Genomic DNA, 15,978 nt, shown 5'->3' with positions numbered 1-15,978 from the left:
GCACTTTTAATAAACCTACCATGCGGTATCTTTACCTATGCGGTCTTAGCTATCGTTTCCAATAGTTATCCCCCTGTAAAGGGCAGGTTACTTATGTCTTACTCACCCGTTCGCCACTCGGACATTACTGCCCGCGTTCGACTTGCATGTATTAGGCACGCCGCCAGCGTTCATCCTGAGCCAGGATCAAACTCTCCATTGTCTCTTTATCTTTACAATCTTTCGTTTGTTTAGCTCTTCTTTTTCTCTTCTTTGACGTGTGTTTCTTAATTCTGTTTAGTTTTCAATGATCTCTCCACTTTTCTCAAGTGCATTAACATTCTATCACTATTATTGATGAATGTAAAGAATTTTATTCTTTTTTTTAATAAATTTGTTAAAAAATATCTTTTAAAATAAAATTCATGAAAAATTAAAACATATTTTGTTTCAAATCTTCCTGTTTCCTATATATTTTTAGATGATCATTAACATATTTTTCATTATTATAGAAATCTCATGTTAATTACTGCAATAACATTTTTAATTTCTTGCATTAAATCCAATGATGTTAACTTTAGTATTTTCTAGAAAGTTGCTAAAACATATATATTTTTTTTATTCACATTGCAATCTAAAAAGCTATAATTTTTTTGTGAATCATACTAAACTCTACAAAAAAAGACTGCTGTCAAATGTTATTTAATTAAACAACATTTTCTTTCAGTCTCTTTAATTTATTTTTTAAACCATTCTATTTAAACGCATCCGACGCTTTTTAGCATCAGCTAAACATTTATCCATTAATTCTTCAGCGTGAGCTGGATTAACTTTTGATAATTGTGCAAATCGATTTTCAGATAACAAGAAATCTTTAAATTTATCAAAATCAGGTTCTTTAGAATCTATTTGTAATGGATTCTTTCCAGCTTCTTCTAAACGTGGGTCATATCTTAACAAGTTAAAATATCCACAAGCTATAGCATCTTTTTGCTGTCTTTGATGATTAGCTAGACCACCTTTGATTCCATGTTCCATACATGGAGAATAAGCAATAATTAGTGATGGTCCATTATATGATTCAGCTTCTTTAAACGCTTTGATAGTTTGCATTGGATTAGCCCCCATTGCAACTTGAGCAACATATACATGACCATATGCCATAGCAATTTGGGCTAAATCTTTTTTAGCCACCGTTTTACCGCCAGCTGTAAATTTAGCAATTGAACCAGCTTGTGATGATTTAGATGATTGTCCACCAGTATTTGAATACACTTCAGTATCTAATACTAAAATATTAACGTTTTGATCACTGGCTAAAACATGGTCTACACCACCATAACCAATGTCATATGCCCAACCATCACCACCGATGATCCATTGTGATTTACTTACTAAATCACCTTCTTGACTTAATAATTCTTTAATACCTTCATTTTTAGAAGCAACGATCAATGGTAACATTTTATCAACGATTGCTCTTTCTTGTTCACGATTACCTTTATTTGCAACATATTCATCTAATAATGCTTGTAATTCAGGTTCACAATCAGCTTTATTAGCATCGATTACACTTAATAAATGATTTGTTTTATAATTTTCAGCTAATTTCATTCCAAAACCATATTCAGCATTATCTTCAAATAATGAGTTAGCCCATGCTGGTCCTTGTCCATTTTTATCAATATTACATGGTGTTGAAGGAGTAGAACCAGAATAGATAGAACTACATCCTGTAGCATTAGCAATCATCATATCTTTACCAAATAATTGTGAAGCCAAACGATAATATGGCGTTTCTCCACAACCACCACAAGCACCTGAAACTTCAAAATATGGTCTCATAAAACCAACACCCTTTACCGTTGTTAAAGGATATTTATCAGTCTTATAAGCAACATGTTCATACATATGATCTGCTAACTTAGCATGTTTCAATTCCTCTTTCACTGGTACCATTTCAAGAGCTTTTTCGCCTTTTTTACCAGGACATTCAGTCACACACAATCCACAGCCAACACAGTTATCTGGTGAAACTTGAATTCGATATACTAATCCATCAACATTTTTACCCATTGGTTTTAAAACATCATCACTGATATTTTCTGGTAAGTCTGCCATTTCCTCATCATCGATCAAGAATGCTCTGATTGTTGCATGTGGACAAACCATTACACAGTTATTACATTGAATACAGTTTTCTTTTTTCCAACGAGGCACCTCAGTAGCGATAGCTCGTTTTTCTTTAATAGCAACTCCAGATTTCATTGAACCATCTAATTTATCCATAAATGCAGAAACTGGTAAATCATATCCATCTAATTTATTAATTATAGATACAAAATTATCAAAATGTTCATCACCAGTTCTTTCACGGCGACTAGTTACTGTCAAATCTTTCCAGCTTGGATCAACTTTGACTTCGACAATAGCATCTTTACCAGCATCAATAGCTTTATAATTTAGTTCTACAATAGCATCACCTTTTTTACCATATGTCTTTTTAGCCATTTCTTTCATATATGTAATAGCTTCATCAATTGGTAAGATTTGTGGATTTAATGCAAAGAACGCAGATTGAAGAATCGTATTAGTTCTTCTTCCCATACCAATTTCATGAGCAATTTTATTAGCATTGATAATATAGAATTTAGCTTCTAGATCTGCCAATTGTTTTTTCAATTTGTTTGGTAAATAATCTATGATCTCACTTTCATTAAATTCAGTATTTAATAAGAAAGTTCCACCTTTTTTTAGATTCTTTAACATGTCATATTTTAAACAATAGTTATCTAAAGAACAAGAAATAAAATCAGCATTATTAACATAATATGTAGCTCTAATTGGACTATGTCCAAATCTTAAATTAGAGCGAGTCGCCCCACCAGCTTTTTTACTATCATAAGCAAAATACGCTTGAGAATATAAATCAGTATGATCTCCGATGATTTTAATTGCTGATTTATTCGCTGAAACTGTCCCATCTGATCCTAAACCATAGAATAAACATGCTGTATAATCAGCTTTAACATTAAAATCAGGATCTTCTTTCAATGATAAATTTGTCACATCATCATTAATACCAATTGTAAATGATGTAAATGGATCATCTTGCAATAAATGATCATAAACTGCTTTAATTTGTCGTGGTGTAGTATCTTTAGAACCCATTCCATAGCGTCCACCAACAATTGTTTTAACATGATCTACATCTTTCAAAACACTACATACATCCAAATATAGTGGTTCACCTGTAGCTCCCATTTCTTTAGTACGATCCAACACAGCAACTTTCTCTACTGTATCTGGTAAAACATTCAATAAATATTTTGCAGAGAATGGTCGATATAAGTGCACTTTAATTAAACCTACACGTTCACCGTTTCGACTCATTTCATCAATTGTTTCTTTAATTGTTTCAGTCACTGAACCCATTGCAATAATTACTCTTGTTGCATCAGGATCACCATAATATGTAAATGGTGCATATTCTCTTCCCGTAATTTCAGAAATCTTTTTCATATAATCAGCAACAATTTCAACTACTGCTTCATAATGTTTATTTTGTGCTTCGCGTCCTTGGAAATAAATATCATCATTTTCTGCCCCACCACGTTCAATAGGATTAATATGTGGATTTAAAGCACTTTTTTTATATCTTGCAAGCGCTTCACGATCTAATAAACTTGCAAGTACATCATAATCCATAACTTCAACTTTTTGAATTTCATGTGATGTTCTAAAACCATCAAAGAAATGCATTACAGGAACAGATCCTTTGATTGCAGTTAAATGAGCAATTCCTCCTAAATCCATAACTTCTTGGACAGAATGTGAACAAATCATTGGCATTCCAACTTGACGGCAAGCATAAATATCTTGATGATCGCCAAAAATATTTAATGATCTAGTTGCAAGTGCACGAGCAGATACATGGAATACTCCAGGTAATAATTCACCTGCAATCTTATATAAATTAGGAATCATCAACAATAGTCCCTGTGACGCTGTAAAAGTTGTTGCTAATGCCCCACCTTGTAAAGCCCCATGAACAGCACCTGCAGCTCCTGCTTCTGATTGCATTTCAATTACATTAACTGGTGAGCCAAAGATATTTTTCTTTCCTTGAGCAGCCCAGGCTTCTGCATTTTCAGCCATTGGAGATGAAGGTGTAATAGGATAGATACTTGCTACTTCTGTAAACGCATAAGCTACATGCGCAGCAGCAGTATTACCATCCATTGATAAAAACTTTTTAGCCATTTTTTTAAATCCTCCTTTTGCATAAATACATTATACTACGGCAATTATTTATTTGCTAGCTATAAATTGCCAAAACCGTTATTCAATTAAAAGTATTTAAATGTCTTAATCTTTTAAAGCCATATATGAAGCTGCTGCACCAAATATATATATAACAGTATTTAAAAAATCTCCTACAAACATGTATCTTATATAATATATAAACGTATTTACTAATATCTGCATATTAAAATATGATAACCTAATACACATATAAATAGTTTGAGCAAAAATAATTCCTAAAATAAAAGTTATAACCGATATAACAGCTAATTTTTCACCACTTTTATTCAAAACTTTTCTAACTGCTCGAGCCTGCAATATTCCAACAATAATTGAAAAATATGAAAAATTAATACCGATTTTAGCTATTACCCATTCCATGATTACCCCTAAAACAGCTGTAACTCCCAACCCCACAACTATAGCTGTCAAATAATCTTTACCATAAACTTTTTCATCATTATGGCGATTAAAAAACGCCTGAGCTTCTTTTCTTTCCTTATAATCGTTATATTTATCCTTAATACTCATCATTATTTACCTTTTACAATTGTTTCAATATATTCTTGAACCTTATCTTTTAAATCATCACGATTTAACGCAAAATCAATCGTAGCTTTGATAAAACCAAATTTATCACCAACATCATATCTAATTCCTTCAAAATCATATGCATAAACAGCTTGAATATCCATCAAACGTTTAATCGCATCAGTTAATTGAATTTCTCCGCCAGCCCCTTTTCCCTGAGTCTCTAACAATTCAAAAACTTTAGGAGTTAAGACATAACGCCCTAATACCGCCATATCACTAGGAGCCTTATCTATTGCAGGCTTTTCAACCATATCATTTAATTTTACTAATCTTCCTGAACTTTCAACCGGGTGTGATTTGGACGGACTAACGATTCCATATTTATTTACCTCATTATGATTAACTGTTTGCACTCCCACAACCGAAGCCTCTTTACTCATATATGCATCGATCAATTGTTTCAAAGCCGGTTTACCATTTTCGTTTACGACGATATCATCACCTAATAGCACTGCAAATGGCTCATCACCAATAAATGATTTAGCACATAATACCGCATGTCCTAATCCTTTTGGCTCTTTTTGACGAATATAATAAATATTTGCCATACTTGCAATATCCTGAATCATCTTAACCTGCTCAACTTTTCCAGCCTCCATTAAACGAGCTTCTAATTCATAAGATTTATCAAAATGATTCTCCATGGCATGTTTATTAGAATTAGTGATAATTAAGATTTCTTCTATCCCACTATCGACTGCTTCTTGAATAATATATTGAATTGTTGGTGTATCAACAATTGGTAACATTTCTTTAGCTAATGCTTTAGTTGCTGGTAAAAATCTTGTTCCTAATCCAGCAGCTGGAATGATTGCTTTTCTAACTCTTTGTTTCATCTTTTTCTCCTTTTCATCTATATATATTTTACTTTAATTAACAATATTATTATATGCAGTTGTTTGTTTTTTCCAAATATTTAAAGGCATAAAGCGAATAATCAGCATCATCGCAACAAATCCGCCAATCATTCCTGAAATATGTCCCGCTAATGAAATTGATGGAATCAAAAATGAAATCAATAACATTAATAATATACTTGAAGAAATTTGTTTAAATAAATAAGCATAAATATTTTTAAATTTTATTGCCAATGCTAATAATGCTCCCATCAAGCCAAATATTGCTCCTGAAATTCCTCCCATTACACTATTAGCACCATTACCTGTAATAACAAAATACAAACATGGTAACAGAGTTGTTGATAGTGCTGATACTCCTAACACGATTCCATAACGCTTTTGTCCTAACAGATATTCCATTACAGAGCCTAGATTAATCAACGAATAACAATTACAAAAAATATGCATTAAACCAAAATGGATAAAGTTAGCTGTTATTAATCGATAATATTGTTTAAAATAAACCACTAAGATTGGATTAAATCCACCACATTCAATTCCTTGCTGAGCACTCATATCTAAGCTATACTTGAATGTTGTATAAATATAAACTAAAACACATATACTGACTACGATAATTGTGACAGGATACTTCTTATAATCAAATTTCATACTATTCTCCTATAAATTCAAATATTGACATTTGGTCGATATTTACTTCTGGATCTTCCAAGATTCTTTTATTTTTTTCATATATCATATCAAATGAAAGATCCGCCAAAATATCTTTAATATAAATAGGCGTGACTCCCATATCTAACAAACGATCATTTCCCAAATATGACCCTTCAATTGCTAAAGGAATAGTCCAATTGTTATGAAGATTCTGTAAAGCGGTAAACCAGGTTGCTCCATTATTTATACTGCTTGAAATAACAATTTGATATTTAGAAAGGGCACAGACATAACTATTACGATCAATAGCACTAGTAACATTAAAATAACTATTAGGGTCCTCAGCGCTCAACATTACCAATTGTCCCGTTTTTAGGTGTTTTTTATATTCGTTTTGTTTCGCTGTCAATCTTTCACAAACAAAACTAACACATTTGCAGTCCTGCTGTAAAGCATAATGAAATGCAACTTCATCAATTCCTTTACTATCATTAGAAATATACACCAAATCATCTTCAACTGCTTTATCAATTAAACGCTTCGTGTATGTTCGATCTTTTTTAGTTACTTTAGTTAGACCCATTAATGAAATACCATCTTTAATAATATTAATATTACCACAATAAAATAAGTATAATGGTGCTCTTTTTTTTAACTGTCCAACTAATCTAGCTGGAAAATTTTCTTCATATTTAGTCGTAACATTGATACCATTACCTTCTAAATTATTTAAAACACTTAAAAAAACATTAACTGTTGCCAAACGTCTGACCATCTTATCAGCAATAAATTCATCAATTTCCAAAACATCTTCTAAATCTTGTTGCGACATTGAAAGTAAACTCGCCGGGCCTTTTAAATCCTTCTTTTTAAGAAGCTTTTCAACTTTCAACCATTCATCAGTACTTAAAGGAACTTCTTTATATGCTTTTAAATGAGCACAAAACAACATCATTGCAATACTATCCAAATTTAATTTAATTCGTTCCATAACAGTATCATCTCCTAGTACTCATCAAAGATTCGTCTAATTTCATTAATATCTCTTGTTTTACTCAAAGCCAACATTAATAACACTCTTGCCTTTTGACCCGAAAGTGTATTTGAAGGAATACAAACGTTATGAGGATCAAAGACATCACTTTTATAAACAATACCTTGATTTACCCGCGAAGCCCGAACAAACACTATTCCCTGATTAGTCAAGCGCTCAATTTCCTGCAACCACACCCGACTATAATTACCACTACCACTGCCAATAATTACAATCCCCTGATGCTCATCTGCCATCATTTTTAAAAGCTCAACTTTGGCACCAGCATAATAATAAACAATTCCTACCGCAGGTAATTCTTCTGATAAATCTTTACTAAAAATTGACTGCAAAGTATGTTTTTTAAATGTTCTCGAAAACATCAACACTTTATCATCATACATATATCCTAAACAGCCAAAATCTTTTTGATCAAAAGCATCAATTTTAAAATTACTCACCTTTTGAATATCACGTCCTGAATAAATTGTACTCGAAAATAATGCCATTACGCCATGTCCTAAAGCTTCGTCGCTTGAAGCTAAGCAAACTGCTTGATATAAATTCATCGGTCCATCAGCACTAGTAGCACTAGCCGGGCGCATTGCCCCAGTTAAAACAATTGGTTTATATGTATGAACTGTTAAATTTAAAAAATATGCAGTTTCATCTAACGTGTCAGTACCATGAGTAACTACAATACCATCAACATCATCACAGTTTGCTAGTTCATTGATTTTTTTTGTTAGACAAAGCCAATGTTTTTCATCCATTTCATTACTATCAACATTAAAAAGCTGGATTGCTTTTAAATTGGCAACTTCGTTGATCGTGGGAATCGAATCAATAATTTCTTTGATATCTATCTTTCCAGCATGATAATCTGTCGCTTTACCTATCTTCCCGCTACCAGCAATCGTTCCACCTGTAGCTATAATTACTATATTCTTCATTTTATCACCGCTATCATTATAGCAAATTTGTTGTAGTATAAAAAGAAAAAACGTCTCTTTGCATTAAAGAGACGTCTTCGTTATTATTTATCAGCTACTAATACTTTATCAGTAGTATGTTCCAAAATAATTTCTTCAGCAGCAGCTTGAGCAGCAGCAAGACGTGCAATCAATACACGATATGGTGAACAAGAAACATATGTTAATCCTGTCTTATGGCAGAATTTAATAGATTCTGGATCTCCACCATGTTCCCCACAAATACCTAATTTGATATTAGGACGAACACTACGACCTTTAGTAGCAGCCATTTCAACTAATTGTCCAACACCACTTTGATCTAAAGATACGAATGGATCAACTTGAATCACTTTACGGTCGATATATTCAGGTAAGAAACTTCCAATATCATCACGAGAGAATCCAAATGTCATTTGAGTTAAATCGTTTGTACCAAATGAGAAGAATTCTGCATGTTTAGCAATTTCATCAGCTGTTAAAGCAGCTCTTGGAATTTCAATCATTGTACCAATCTTATATTCAATTTTAGCATTTTTAGCCATGATTGCAGCTTCAATTGCTTTTGTAACATTATTTTTTACATAAACGATTTCAGCTTCACTACCAATTAATGGTAACATGATTTCTGGTACGATAGTACATCCTAATTCTCTTTCAACATCAATAGCAGCATCAATAATAGCTTTAACTTGCATATTATAGATTTCTGGATAAGTAACTGCCAAACGAGAACCACGATGTCCTAACATTGGGTTAGTTTCTTTTAAAGTAGCTCCTTTAGTTTTTACTTCTTCTAAAGTCTTACCTAATTTATCAGCAACTGCTTGATATTCTTCATCAGTGTGTGGTAAGAATTCATGAAGAGGTGGATCTAATAAACGAACTGTTACTGGTAATCCGACCATTGCACGATAGATTCCTCTAAAGTCTTCAACTTGGAATTTATATAATTCATCTAATGCTTTAACTCTTTCTTCCACTGTATCAGATAAGATCATTTGTCTTACATATTCGATACGATCTCCTTCGAAGAACATATGTTCTGTACGGCATAAACCAATACCTTCAGCTCCAAATTTGATTGCTACAGCAGCATCACGAGGACTATCAGCATTAGCACGAACTTGTAATTTTTTGATTTCATCAGCCCATGACATTAATTCAGCGAAATCTCCTGTTAATTCTGATTCTTCAGAATCTAATACTCCTAAATAAACTTTACCAGTAGAACCATCTAATGATAATTCAGTTCCTTCAGGATAAGTATTACCATCAATAGTAAATGTTCCAGCATCATAATCAATTGTTAATGCTTTAGCACCAACGATACAGCATTTACCCATACCACGAGCAACTACAGCTGCATGGCTAGTCATACCACCTGTAGAAGTTAAGATACCTTCACAGTCAACCATTCCTTGAATATCTTCAGGAGAAGTTTCATGTCTTACTAAGATAACTTTTTCACCAGCCACAGCTTTTTCATGAACTTTTTCAGCTGTTAAATATACTTTACCAGCACCAGCCCCTGGTGAAGCAGGTAATCCTTCAACAACTGGATCTGCAGATTTTAAAGCTTCAGCAGTAAAGTTTGGATGCAATAACTGTGAAATTTGATCAGGTTCAACACGAGTCATTGCTTCATATTTATTGATTAAACCTTCATGTACTAAGTCTACTGCAATTTTCAAAGCAGCTTTACCTGTACGTTTACCATTACGTGTTTGTAAGATGAATAATTTACCATTTTCAACAGTAAATTCACAGTCTTGCATATCTTTGTAATGTTTTTCTAATCCTTTAACGATAGTAACTAATTCTTTATAGATTTCAGGCATATCTTCTTCTAATTTAGCGATTTTTTGTGGTGTACGAATACCAGCAACAACGTCTTCACCTTGAGCGTTGATCAAGTATTCACCATAAATGTGATTATCACCATTAGCAGCATTACGAGTAAATAATACCCCAGTACCTGAATCATTTCCCATGTTACCAAATACCATTTGTTGTACGTTTACAGCAGTTCCTAAATCATGAGGAATACCGTTTAAATTACGATAGATGATAGCACGATCATTGTTCCAAGATCTAAATACAGCTAAAATAGCTCCCATTAATTGTTCTTTAGCTTCTTGTGGGAAATCTCTTCCTAATTGAGTTTTGAAAATTTCTTTATATTGAGGAATAATAGTATTTTCAAAATCTTCAGCTGTAATATCTAAATCACTTTCATATCCATTTGCTGTTTTTAATTCAGTTAATTTAGCTTCAAATAATTCTTTGTCAACTTCACAAACAACATCAGAATACATTTGAATAAATCTACGATAACTGTCAAAAGCAAAACGACGATTACCAGTTTGTTTAGCTACAACTTCAACAGTTTCATCATTCAAACCTAAATTAAGAATTGTATCCATCATTCCAGGCATTGAGAATTTTGCCCCTGAACGAACTGAAACTAATAGAGGATTATCCAATCCACCTAATTTTTTTCCAGCTAATTTTTCTAATCTTTCCAAACATTCATCAATTTGTTTTTTCATTTCATCATTGATGATCTTACCATCAGCATAATATTCATTACATGCTTCTGTAGTAACAGTAAACCCTTGTGGTACTGGTAAACCTAAATTAACCATTGCAGCTAGGTTAGCACCTTTACCACCAAGAAGGTCACGCATCATTTCGTTTCCTTCACTAAACATATAAACATATTTTTTCATTTAATATAATCCTCCTTAGAATTAATCCATGTGTATATTATACACATCTTCCCCCCTTCATTCAAGTGGAAGCGCTTTGAAATTATCATATTTTGTTATAAAGAAAAGACTGTATTATTAAAAATACAGTCCTTCCTTCATCGATATTTATCTTTTATTTGCAATTTCTATTTCAATTTTACGATTATTTATCTTTTGTTTATTACATTTTTTAATAACTTTATTAACTACTTTCTTATTAATATCAACAAATGTAAACTTGCGTTTTATCTCAATATCCCCAATATCTTCTTTTCTGATTCCGGCTTTACTAACAAAGAAATTAATGATTTGAGGGACTTTAATACGGTCCATTGATCCTGCTGTAATAAAGATTCTTGTCTGATCTTTATTATTCTGTCTTTTTTTCTCTTCTTTTACTTCTTGAATTACATCACGTTTATAATCAAAACCTAATTGAGCTTGATAATTCATATATAATAAAGCTGCTGTAAAATCAGCTAACATAGTTGGATCGATCTCATTGACCAGCTGTTTAAATTTCTTATGATTACCAGCTAGAATCACATCTTCTACATCACTGATCAGCATTTCCATCTTAGCTTCAGAAATTTCTCTAAGAGTTGGAATAGTATCTTTAGTGATTGTTGATTTCGTCACTCTTTCGATCTGCTTTAAAAAACTTTTTTCTTTTGGCGTAATAATCGAATAAGCAATTCCTTCTTTATCAGCTCGACCAGTACGACCAATTCGATGTACATATGACTCAATATCCTGAGGCAGTTCATAATTAATTACATGAGTAACATTTTCAACATCGATTCCTCTAGCTGCTACATCTGTAGCAATCAAAAAATTAATCGTGCCTTTTTTAAATTTACGTAATGTATTCATCCGGTGATTTTGGCTTAGATCACCATGCATTGCTTCAACATTATAATTAGCCTGCTGCATTTGTTCAGTCACTTCATCAACACTTCGTTTAGTCCGGCAAAAAATTATTCCAGTTTTAACATTAGCCACATCAATCAAACGACATAATGTTTCAAAACGGTCCTTTTGCCTTACTTCATAATAAAATTGTTTTACTGACGTTGCTGTCGCTTGTTTTGACAACACTGCAACATGTTCAAAATCATCATGCATATAATTTTGAGCAATCTTCTTAATTCCTGCTGGCATTGTTGCTGAAAATAGAATAGTTTGTCGACTATCATCAATTTCTTTTAAAATCATTTCTATGTCTTCAACAAATCCCATATTCAACATTTCATCCGCTTCATCCAGCACCACAAATTTTATATTTGTAAGTTTTAAAACTTTACGGCGCATTAAATCCATTACTCTTCCAGGTGTTCCAACAATTATATCGATTCCTTTTTTTATTGTTCGAATCTGTTTTTCAATATCACTTCCACCATATACACAGGTAATTTTACTACCGTTATATTTGCCTATTCGATTCATTTCTTCATGAATTTGCATTGCCAATTCTCTAGTTGGCGAAAGGATTATTGCTTGTGGCAATTTATCATTAGCAGGTTCTATTTTAGATAAAAGAACACTCCCAAACGCTAAAGTCTTACCTGTTCCTGTTTGCGCCTGACCAATTATGTCTACCCCAGTAAGTAAGACGGGAATTGCTTTTTCTTGAATTTGTGATGGTTTAGAAAATCCCATATCTACTATTGCTTTTAATACTTCATTACTTAATCCTAGTTGTTCAAATTTATTTTCAATCATCGTTTAATACCTTTCTAATTACTTTGGTGAGTATAGCATAATTACTCATTATATACAAACCTATTTTTAGAAATTCATCCTATTTTTATACAAAATAAGATTATTGTCATTATCCTAGTAATTATTTATCATTACTGTTATAATTTTGACAATGATTTAATTGGAGGAATTTTTATGAATAATGAAATTATTTGGCATGATCGAAAACACTTCATGTGGTTTCCTTTTAGTTTTACAAAATATGAAATTAAAAATGAACGTTTATATCAACAGACAGGATTAATCAACACCCATTATGATGAATTACTCTTGTACCGTATTACCGATATATGTTTGCAAAGAACATTAGCTCAAAAAATTTTTGGGACTGGAACTGTTATCTTGTATACTAAAGCTGATAGTAGTAAAGAAGTTCATTTAAAAAGCATTAAAAATCCACATGACGTAAAAGGTCTGATTTCTAATTTAGTTGAAGAAGCCCGTGATAAAAAACAAATAGTTGGAAAAGAATTTTTTAATGATGTTTATAACTCAGATGATCAATTCGATTAAACTGTAAACAAATTATTTTTAATGATTTTATTGTATATAGCAGGCAAAAAGGAAGTTTATTAACGTTTCGATAAACTTCCTTTTACTTCTACTTTATCTATCATATAGCAACAATAAAATATTATATCACGATTACATTACCGTTACTTTTCTTGATCTTTATTCTATACAATGAGCAGATCTATTTTATTCTAAATATGATCCTTATTTTTTAATCTGATATCGACCATCAGCTATATCATAAATCAAATATTTATCATGATCAACAAATAAATAACCCCCATCTACATCTTTAAACATATACATCAAACGATTCAGAGCATTATAAATATATTCAAAATCTTCACTTTTAATTGTATCATCTTTTCCAGACAACACAAAAATATTTCGATTAACTCCCTGATACCCTTTAAAATAAGCACGATTCATATCATAAAAAGTAATCAAGTATTTATAGGTACCATTTTTTAATTCTTTTACAGTATTAAACAAACATAACTCATATTTATCATCCAGCATATAATAAGTTAATTTTACTGCTAAATAATTCTTTCCATTCTTTAAAAGATGATAATGGTATTCTCCACCGAAATTAAGCGTTTTTAAAGATTCATAACAATCTTTTAATATATTATCAATAAATCTTCTTTGCTCCTTATTTAAATAATAAACTTGTTTAGGTTTGGCTTTATCTACTTTTTTTACCAACTGTACAAACTTCTTCATCACAGCATCGTTAGCATCCAATATATAATCCCAAACAATTATTTCAATATTACACGGATCAGTTTTTTTGCCTGTATGATACATCAATTTCTGGTCTAATTCCAAATAATCCTTAATTTTAACGTCCTCTTTTTTATTTTCAGCCGCAATAATAGTATTATTATGTAAAAATTCATAAAATTTGCATTTATTTAATAATAATCTATCATTAATTATCTCACTTAATTTATTGAATGTTATATTTTCATCAACATCTATAGTTACTTTATTTTCTTTATAAAATATCTTTAATCTATATCTATTAATCATCTTATCCCCCATAAAACTACTCATTCACTTTAAAAAGAACAGCTGCCATATGTTTGCAGTTATTCCCACTAGAAGCGTATGGGCAATTACATGCTATTTTTCTTATTCTTTTTTCTTTTACCTCAACAGAAACCATATATTTAGTTGTCCCGTTTACCGAAGCTACGATATGTTCAGTACTTTGATAAATAATATCAACCATTCCATCTTGAAAATACTTTATACCTCTTTCAATGATCCAAGGTTTAAATAACGATTTCCAATTATCAATATATGGTGAATTTAAATTACGTTTATTCGTATTATATGCTTCAATTTGTTCAAAACAAAATCTAGTTGCTTTTACATCCTCTAAAGCATCATGAGCTGTAAATTCATAACCATAATATTCAGCACAAACGGTTAAAGATTTCCATTTATATCGACCACGATTGCCCATCTCACCATAGATAGGTGCGAATTCTTTCATCGGATCTCTAAACTTATATTTCTCTACATCTACGCCATAATTCTTTAATATTCCCTGTTCAAATGCAGTATTGTAGCAAACAATAAATTCACAATTATCAAAGATATCTTTTACTACATTGATATAATCTTCAAAACTAAGTTTATCCTTAACATCAGATGGTGAAATACCATGCACTCTTTGCGCATTAGACCAAGAAAAATGTCTTTTTGGCTTACATAATTCGTTAATCAAAACTTCATCATCCTGATTAATTATTGCTACCTGAACTACTTCATCATCATGATACATATTAATACCAGTTGTTTCAAAATCCAGAACTACATATTTATTCTTCATATTACACCTCATGTTCTAAAGTTTATCACAATTTATCAAATCATGCCATCTATATTATCAATTACCCATAATATATAACAAACATCATAAATAAAACTTTAAATTTAATTCAAACACGTTTTAATATCAAAAGAACAATCAATAATGATTGTTCTCAGGCTGTTGACAAATAAAAATATTTGAAACAGTCTTTTTATTTTAATGATTATATGATAATATAACTAATGTCGTGGATGACTTTTTTCCAAATACGTAAACATTTTAAAGCTCCACGACTTTTTTTATTTAAGATAAAGAAATCAAAATATGGTATAATTCAGGTATACACGTATTTGGAGGTAATAAAAATGGTAATGACAGTAAATACAATTAAACATGATCACATTATTTTAAGCACTATTGATGAGCTGGTTCCGCTTCATCATGAGGTTAGAAAACTTGAAGCGGCTATTGACTGGAGTTTTATTTATCCACTGGTGGAAAAACTTTATAGTCCTTGCGGCAGAGCGAGTATCGATCCCGTAGTGCTTTTTAAAATGCTTTTTATCAATATTATTTTTGGAATCAATTCAATGAGAAAAACATGTAAAGAAATTGAAGTGAATCTTGCATACAGATGGTTTTTAGGACTGTCAATCAAAGAAAAGGTTCCCAACTATTCGACCTGGTCACAAAACTATATTAGAAGATATAGTGACAGTGAAGTATTTGA

The 15,978-nt window shown here is 31.5% G+C and carries 12 protein-coding genes and 1 rRNA gene; 2 read left to right on the top strand and 11 right to left on the bottom strand.

All coding sequences use genetic code 11. The features are described from left to right. The 9 genes from BR82_RS0112025 to BR82_RS0111985 all read right to left on the bottom strand — a co-directional run. A 16S ribosomal RNA gene (locus tag BR82_RS0112025) occupies positions 1 to 202 on the bottom strand; the annotation flags it as partial. Between the two features lie 521 nt (positions 203 to 723). Then, a complete protein-coding gene (nifJ, locus tag BR82_RS0112020) occupies positions 724 to 4,242 on the bottom strand; it encodes a pyruvate:ferredoxin (flavodoxin) oxidoreductase (RefSeq protein WP_027090390.1) in 3,519 nt (1,172 codons plus the stop codon). Positions 4,243 to 4,347: 105 nt separating this feature from the next. Next, on the bottom strand, positions 4,348 to 4,815 hold the full coding sequence (locus tag BR82_RS0112015) for a hypothetical protein (RefSeq protein WP_240474559.1): 468 nt from the start codon (positions 4,813 to 4,815) through the stop codon (positions 4,348 to 4,350). Between the two features lie 2 nt (positions 4,816 to 4,817). Then, positions 4,818 to 5,714: a UTP--glucose-1-phosphate uridylyltransferase GalU gene (gene galU, locus BR82_RS0112010; RefSeq protein WP_027090388.1), complete on the bottom strand. Its 897-nt coding sequence runs from the start codon at positions 5,712 to 5,714 to the stop codon at positions 4,818 to 4,820. 33 nt (positions 5,715 to 5,747) lie between these two features. Continuing rightward, on the bottom strand, positions 5,748 to 6,389 hold the full coding sequence (locus BR82_RS0112005; RefSeq protein WP_027090387.1) for a rhomboid family intramembrane serine protease: 642 nt from the start codon (positions 6,387 to 6,389) through the stop codon (positions 5,748 to 5,750). A 1-nt stretch (position 6,390) separates the two neighbouring features. Next, complete coding sequence (locus BR82_RS0112000; RefSeq protein WP_027090386.1) at positions 6,391 to 7,383, bottom strand: DNA-processing protein DprA; 993 nt, start codon at positions 7,381 to 7,383, stop codon at positions 6,391 to 6,393. Positions 7,384 to 7,397: 14 nt separating this feature from the next. Next, positions 7,398 to 8,378 carry an asparaginase gene (locus BR82_RS0111995; RefSeq protein WP_027090385.1) on the bottom strand — a complete coding sequence of 327 codons (981 nt, stop codon included), beginning with the start codon at positions 8,376 to 8,378 and terminating at the stop codon, positions 7,398 to 7,400. Between the two features lie 83 nt (positions 8,379 to 8,461). Then, complete coding sequence (gene ppdK / locus BR82_RS0111990) at positions 8,462 to 11,128, bottom strand: pyruvate, phosphate dikinase (protein WP_027090384.1); 2,667 nt, start codon at positions 11,126 to 11,128, stop codon at positions 8,462 to 8,464. 147 nt (positions 11,129 to 11,275) lie between these two features. Beyond that, the gene (locus BR82_RS0111985; protein WP_034864924.1) at positions 11,276 to 12,871 is read right to left on the bottom strand and encodes a DEAD/DEAH box helicase; all 1,596 of its coding nucleotides are present in this window, start codon (positions 12,869 to 12,871) and stop codon (positions 11,276 to 11,278) included. 174 nt (positions 12,872 to 13,045) lie between these two features. Here BR82_RS0111985 and BR82_RS0111980 point away from each other — a divergent pair, with 174 nt between their 5' ends. Further along, on the top strand, positions 13,046 to 13,423 hold the full coding sequence (locus BR82_RS0111980; RefSeq protein WP_027090382.1) for a PH domain-containing protein: 378 nt from the start codon (positions 13,046 to 13,048) through the stop codon (positions 13,421 to 13,423). Positions 13,424 to 13,627: 204 nt separating this feature from the next. Here BR82_RS0111980 and BR82_RS0111975 read toward each other — a convergent pair whose 3' ends face one another. Both BR82_RS0111975 and BR82_RS16430 read right to left on the bottom strand, forming a co-directional pair. Next, entirely contained in the window at positions 13,628 to 14,458 is an 831-nt protein-coding gene (locus tag BR82_RS0111975) for a hypothetical protein (protein WP_240474558.1), read from the bottom strand. 16 nt (positions 14,459 to 14,474) lie between these two features. After that, positions 14,475 to 15,266 carry a 3'-5' exonuclease gene (locus tag BR82_RS16430; RefSeq protein WP_051592827.1) on the bottom strand — a complete coding sequence of 264 codons (792 nt, stop codon included), beginning with the start codon at positions 15,264 to 15,266 and terminating at the stop codon, positions 14,475 to 14,477. Between the two features lie 347 nt (positions 15,267 to 15,613). Between BR82_RS16430 and BR82_RS15805 the strand changes: the two genes are divergently transcribed. After that, a partial coding sequence (locus tag BR82_RS15805) for a transposase (RefSeq protein ID WP_034864922.1) occupies positions 15,614 to 15,978 on the top strand: 365 nt, incomplete at its 3' end.

Origin of the sequence: Thomasclavelia saccharogumia DSM 17460, from assembly GCF_000686665.1 — a bacterium.
Classification (GTDB): domain Bacteria; phylum Bacillota_I; class Bacilli_A; order Erysipelotrichales; family Coprobacillaceae; genus Thomasclavelia; species Thomasclavelia saccharogumia.
The sequence above is the reverse complement of the archived record's forward strand: the minus strand, read 5'-3'. Positions and strand labels throughout refer to the sequence as shown.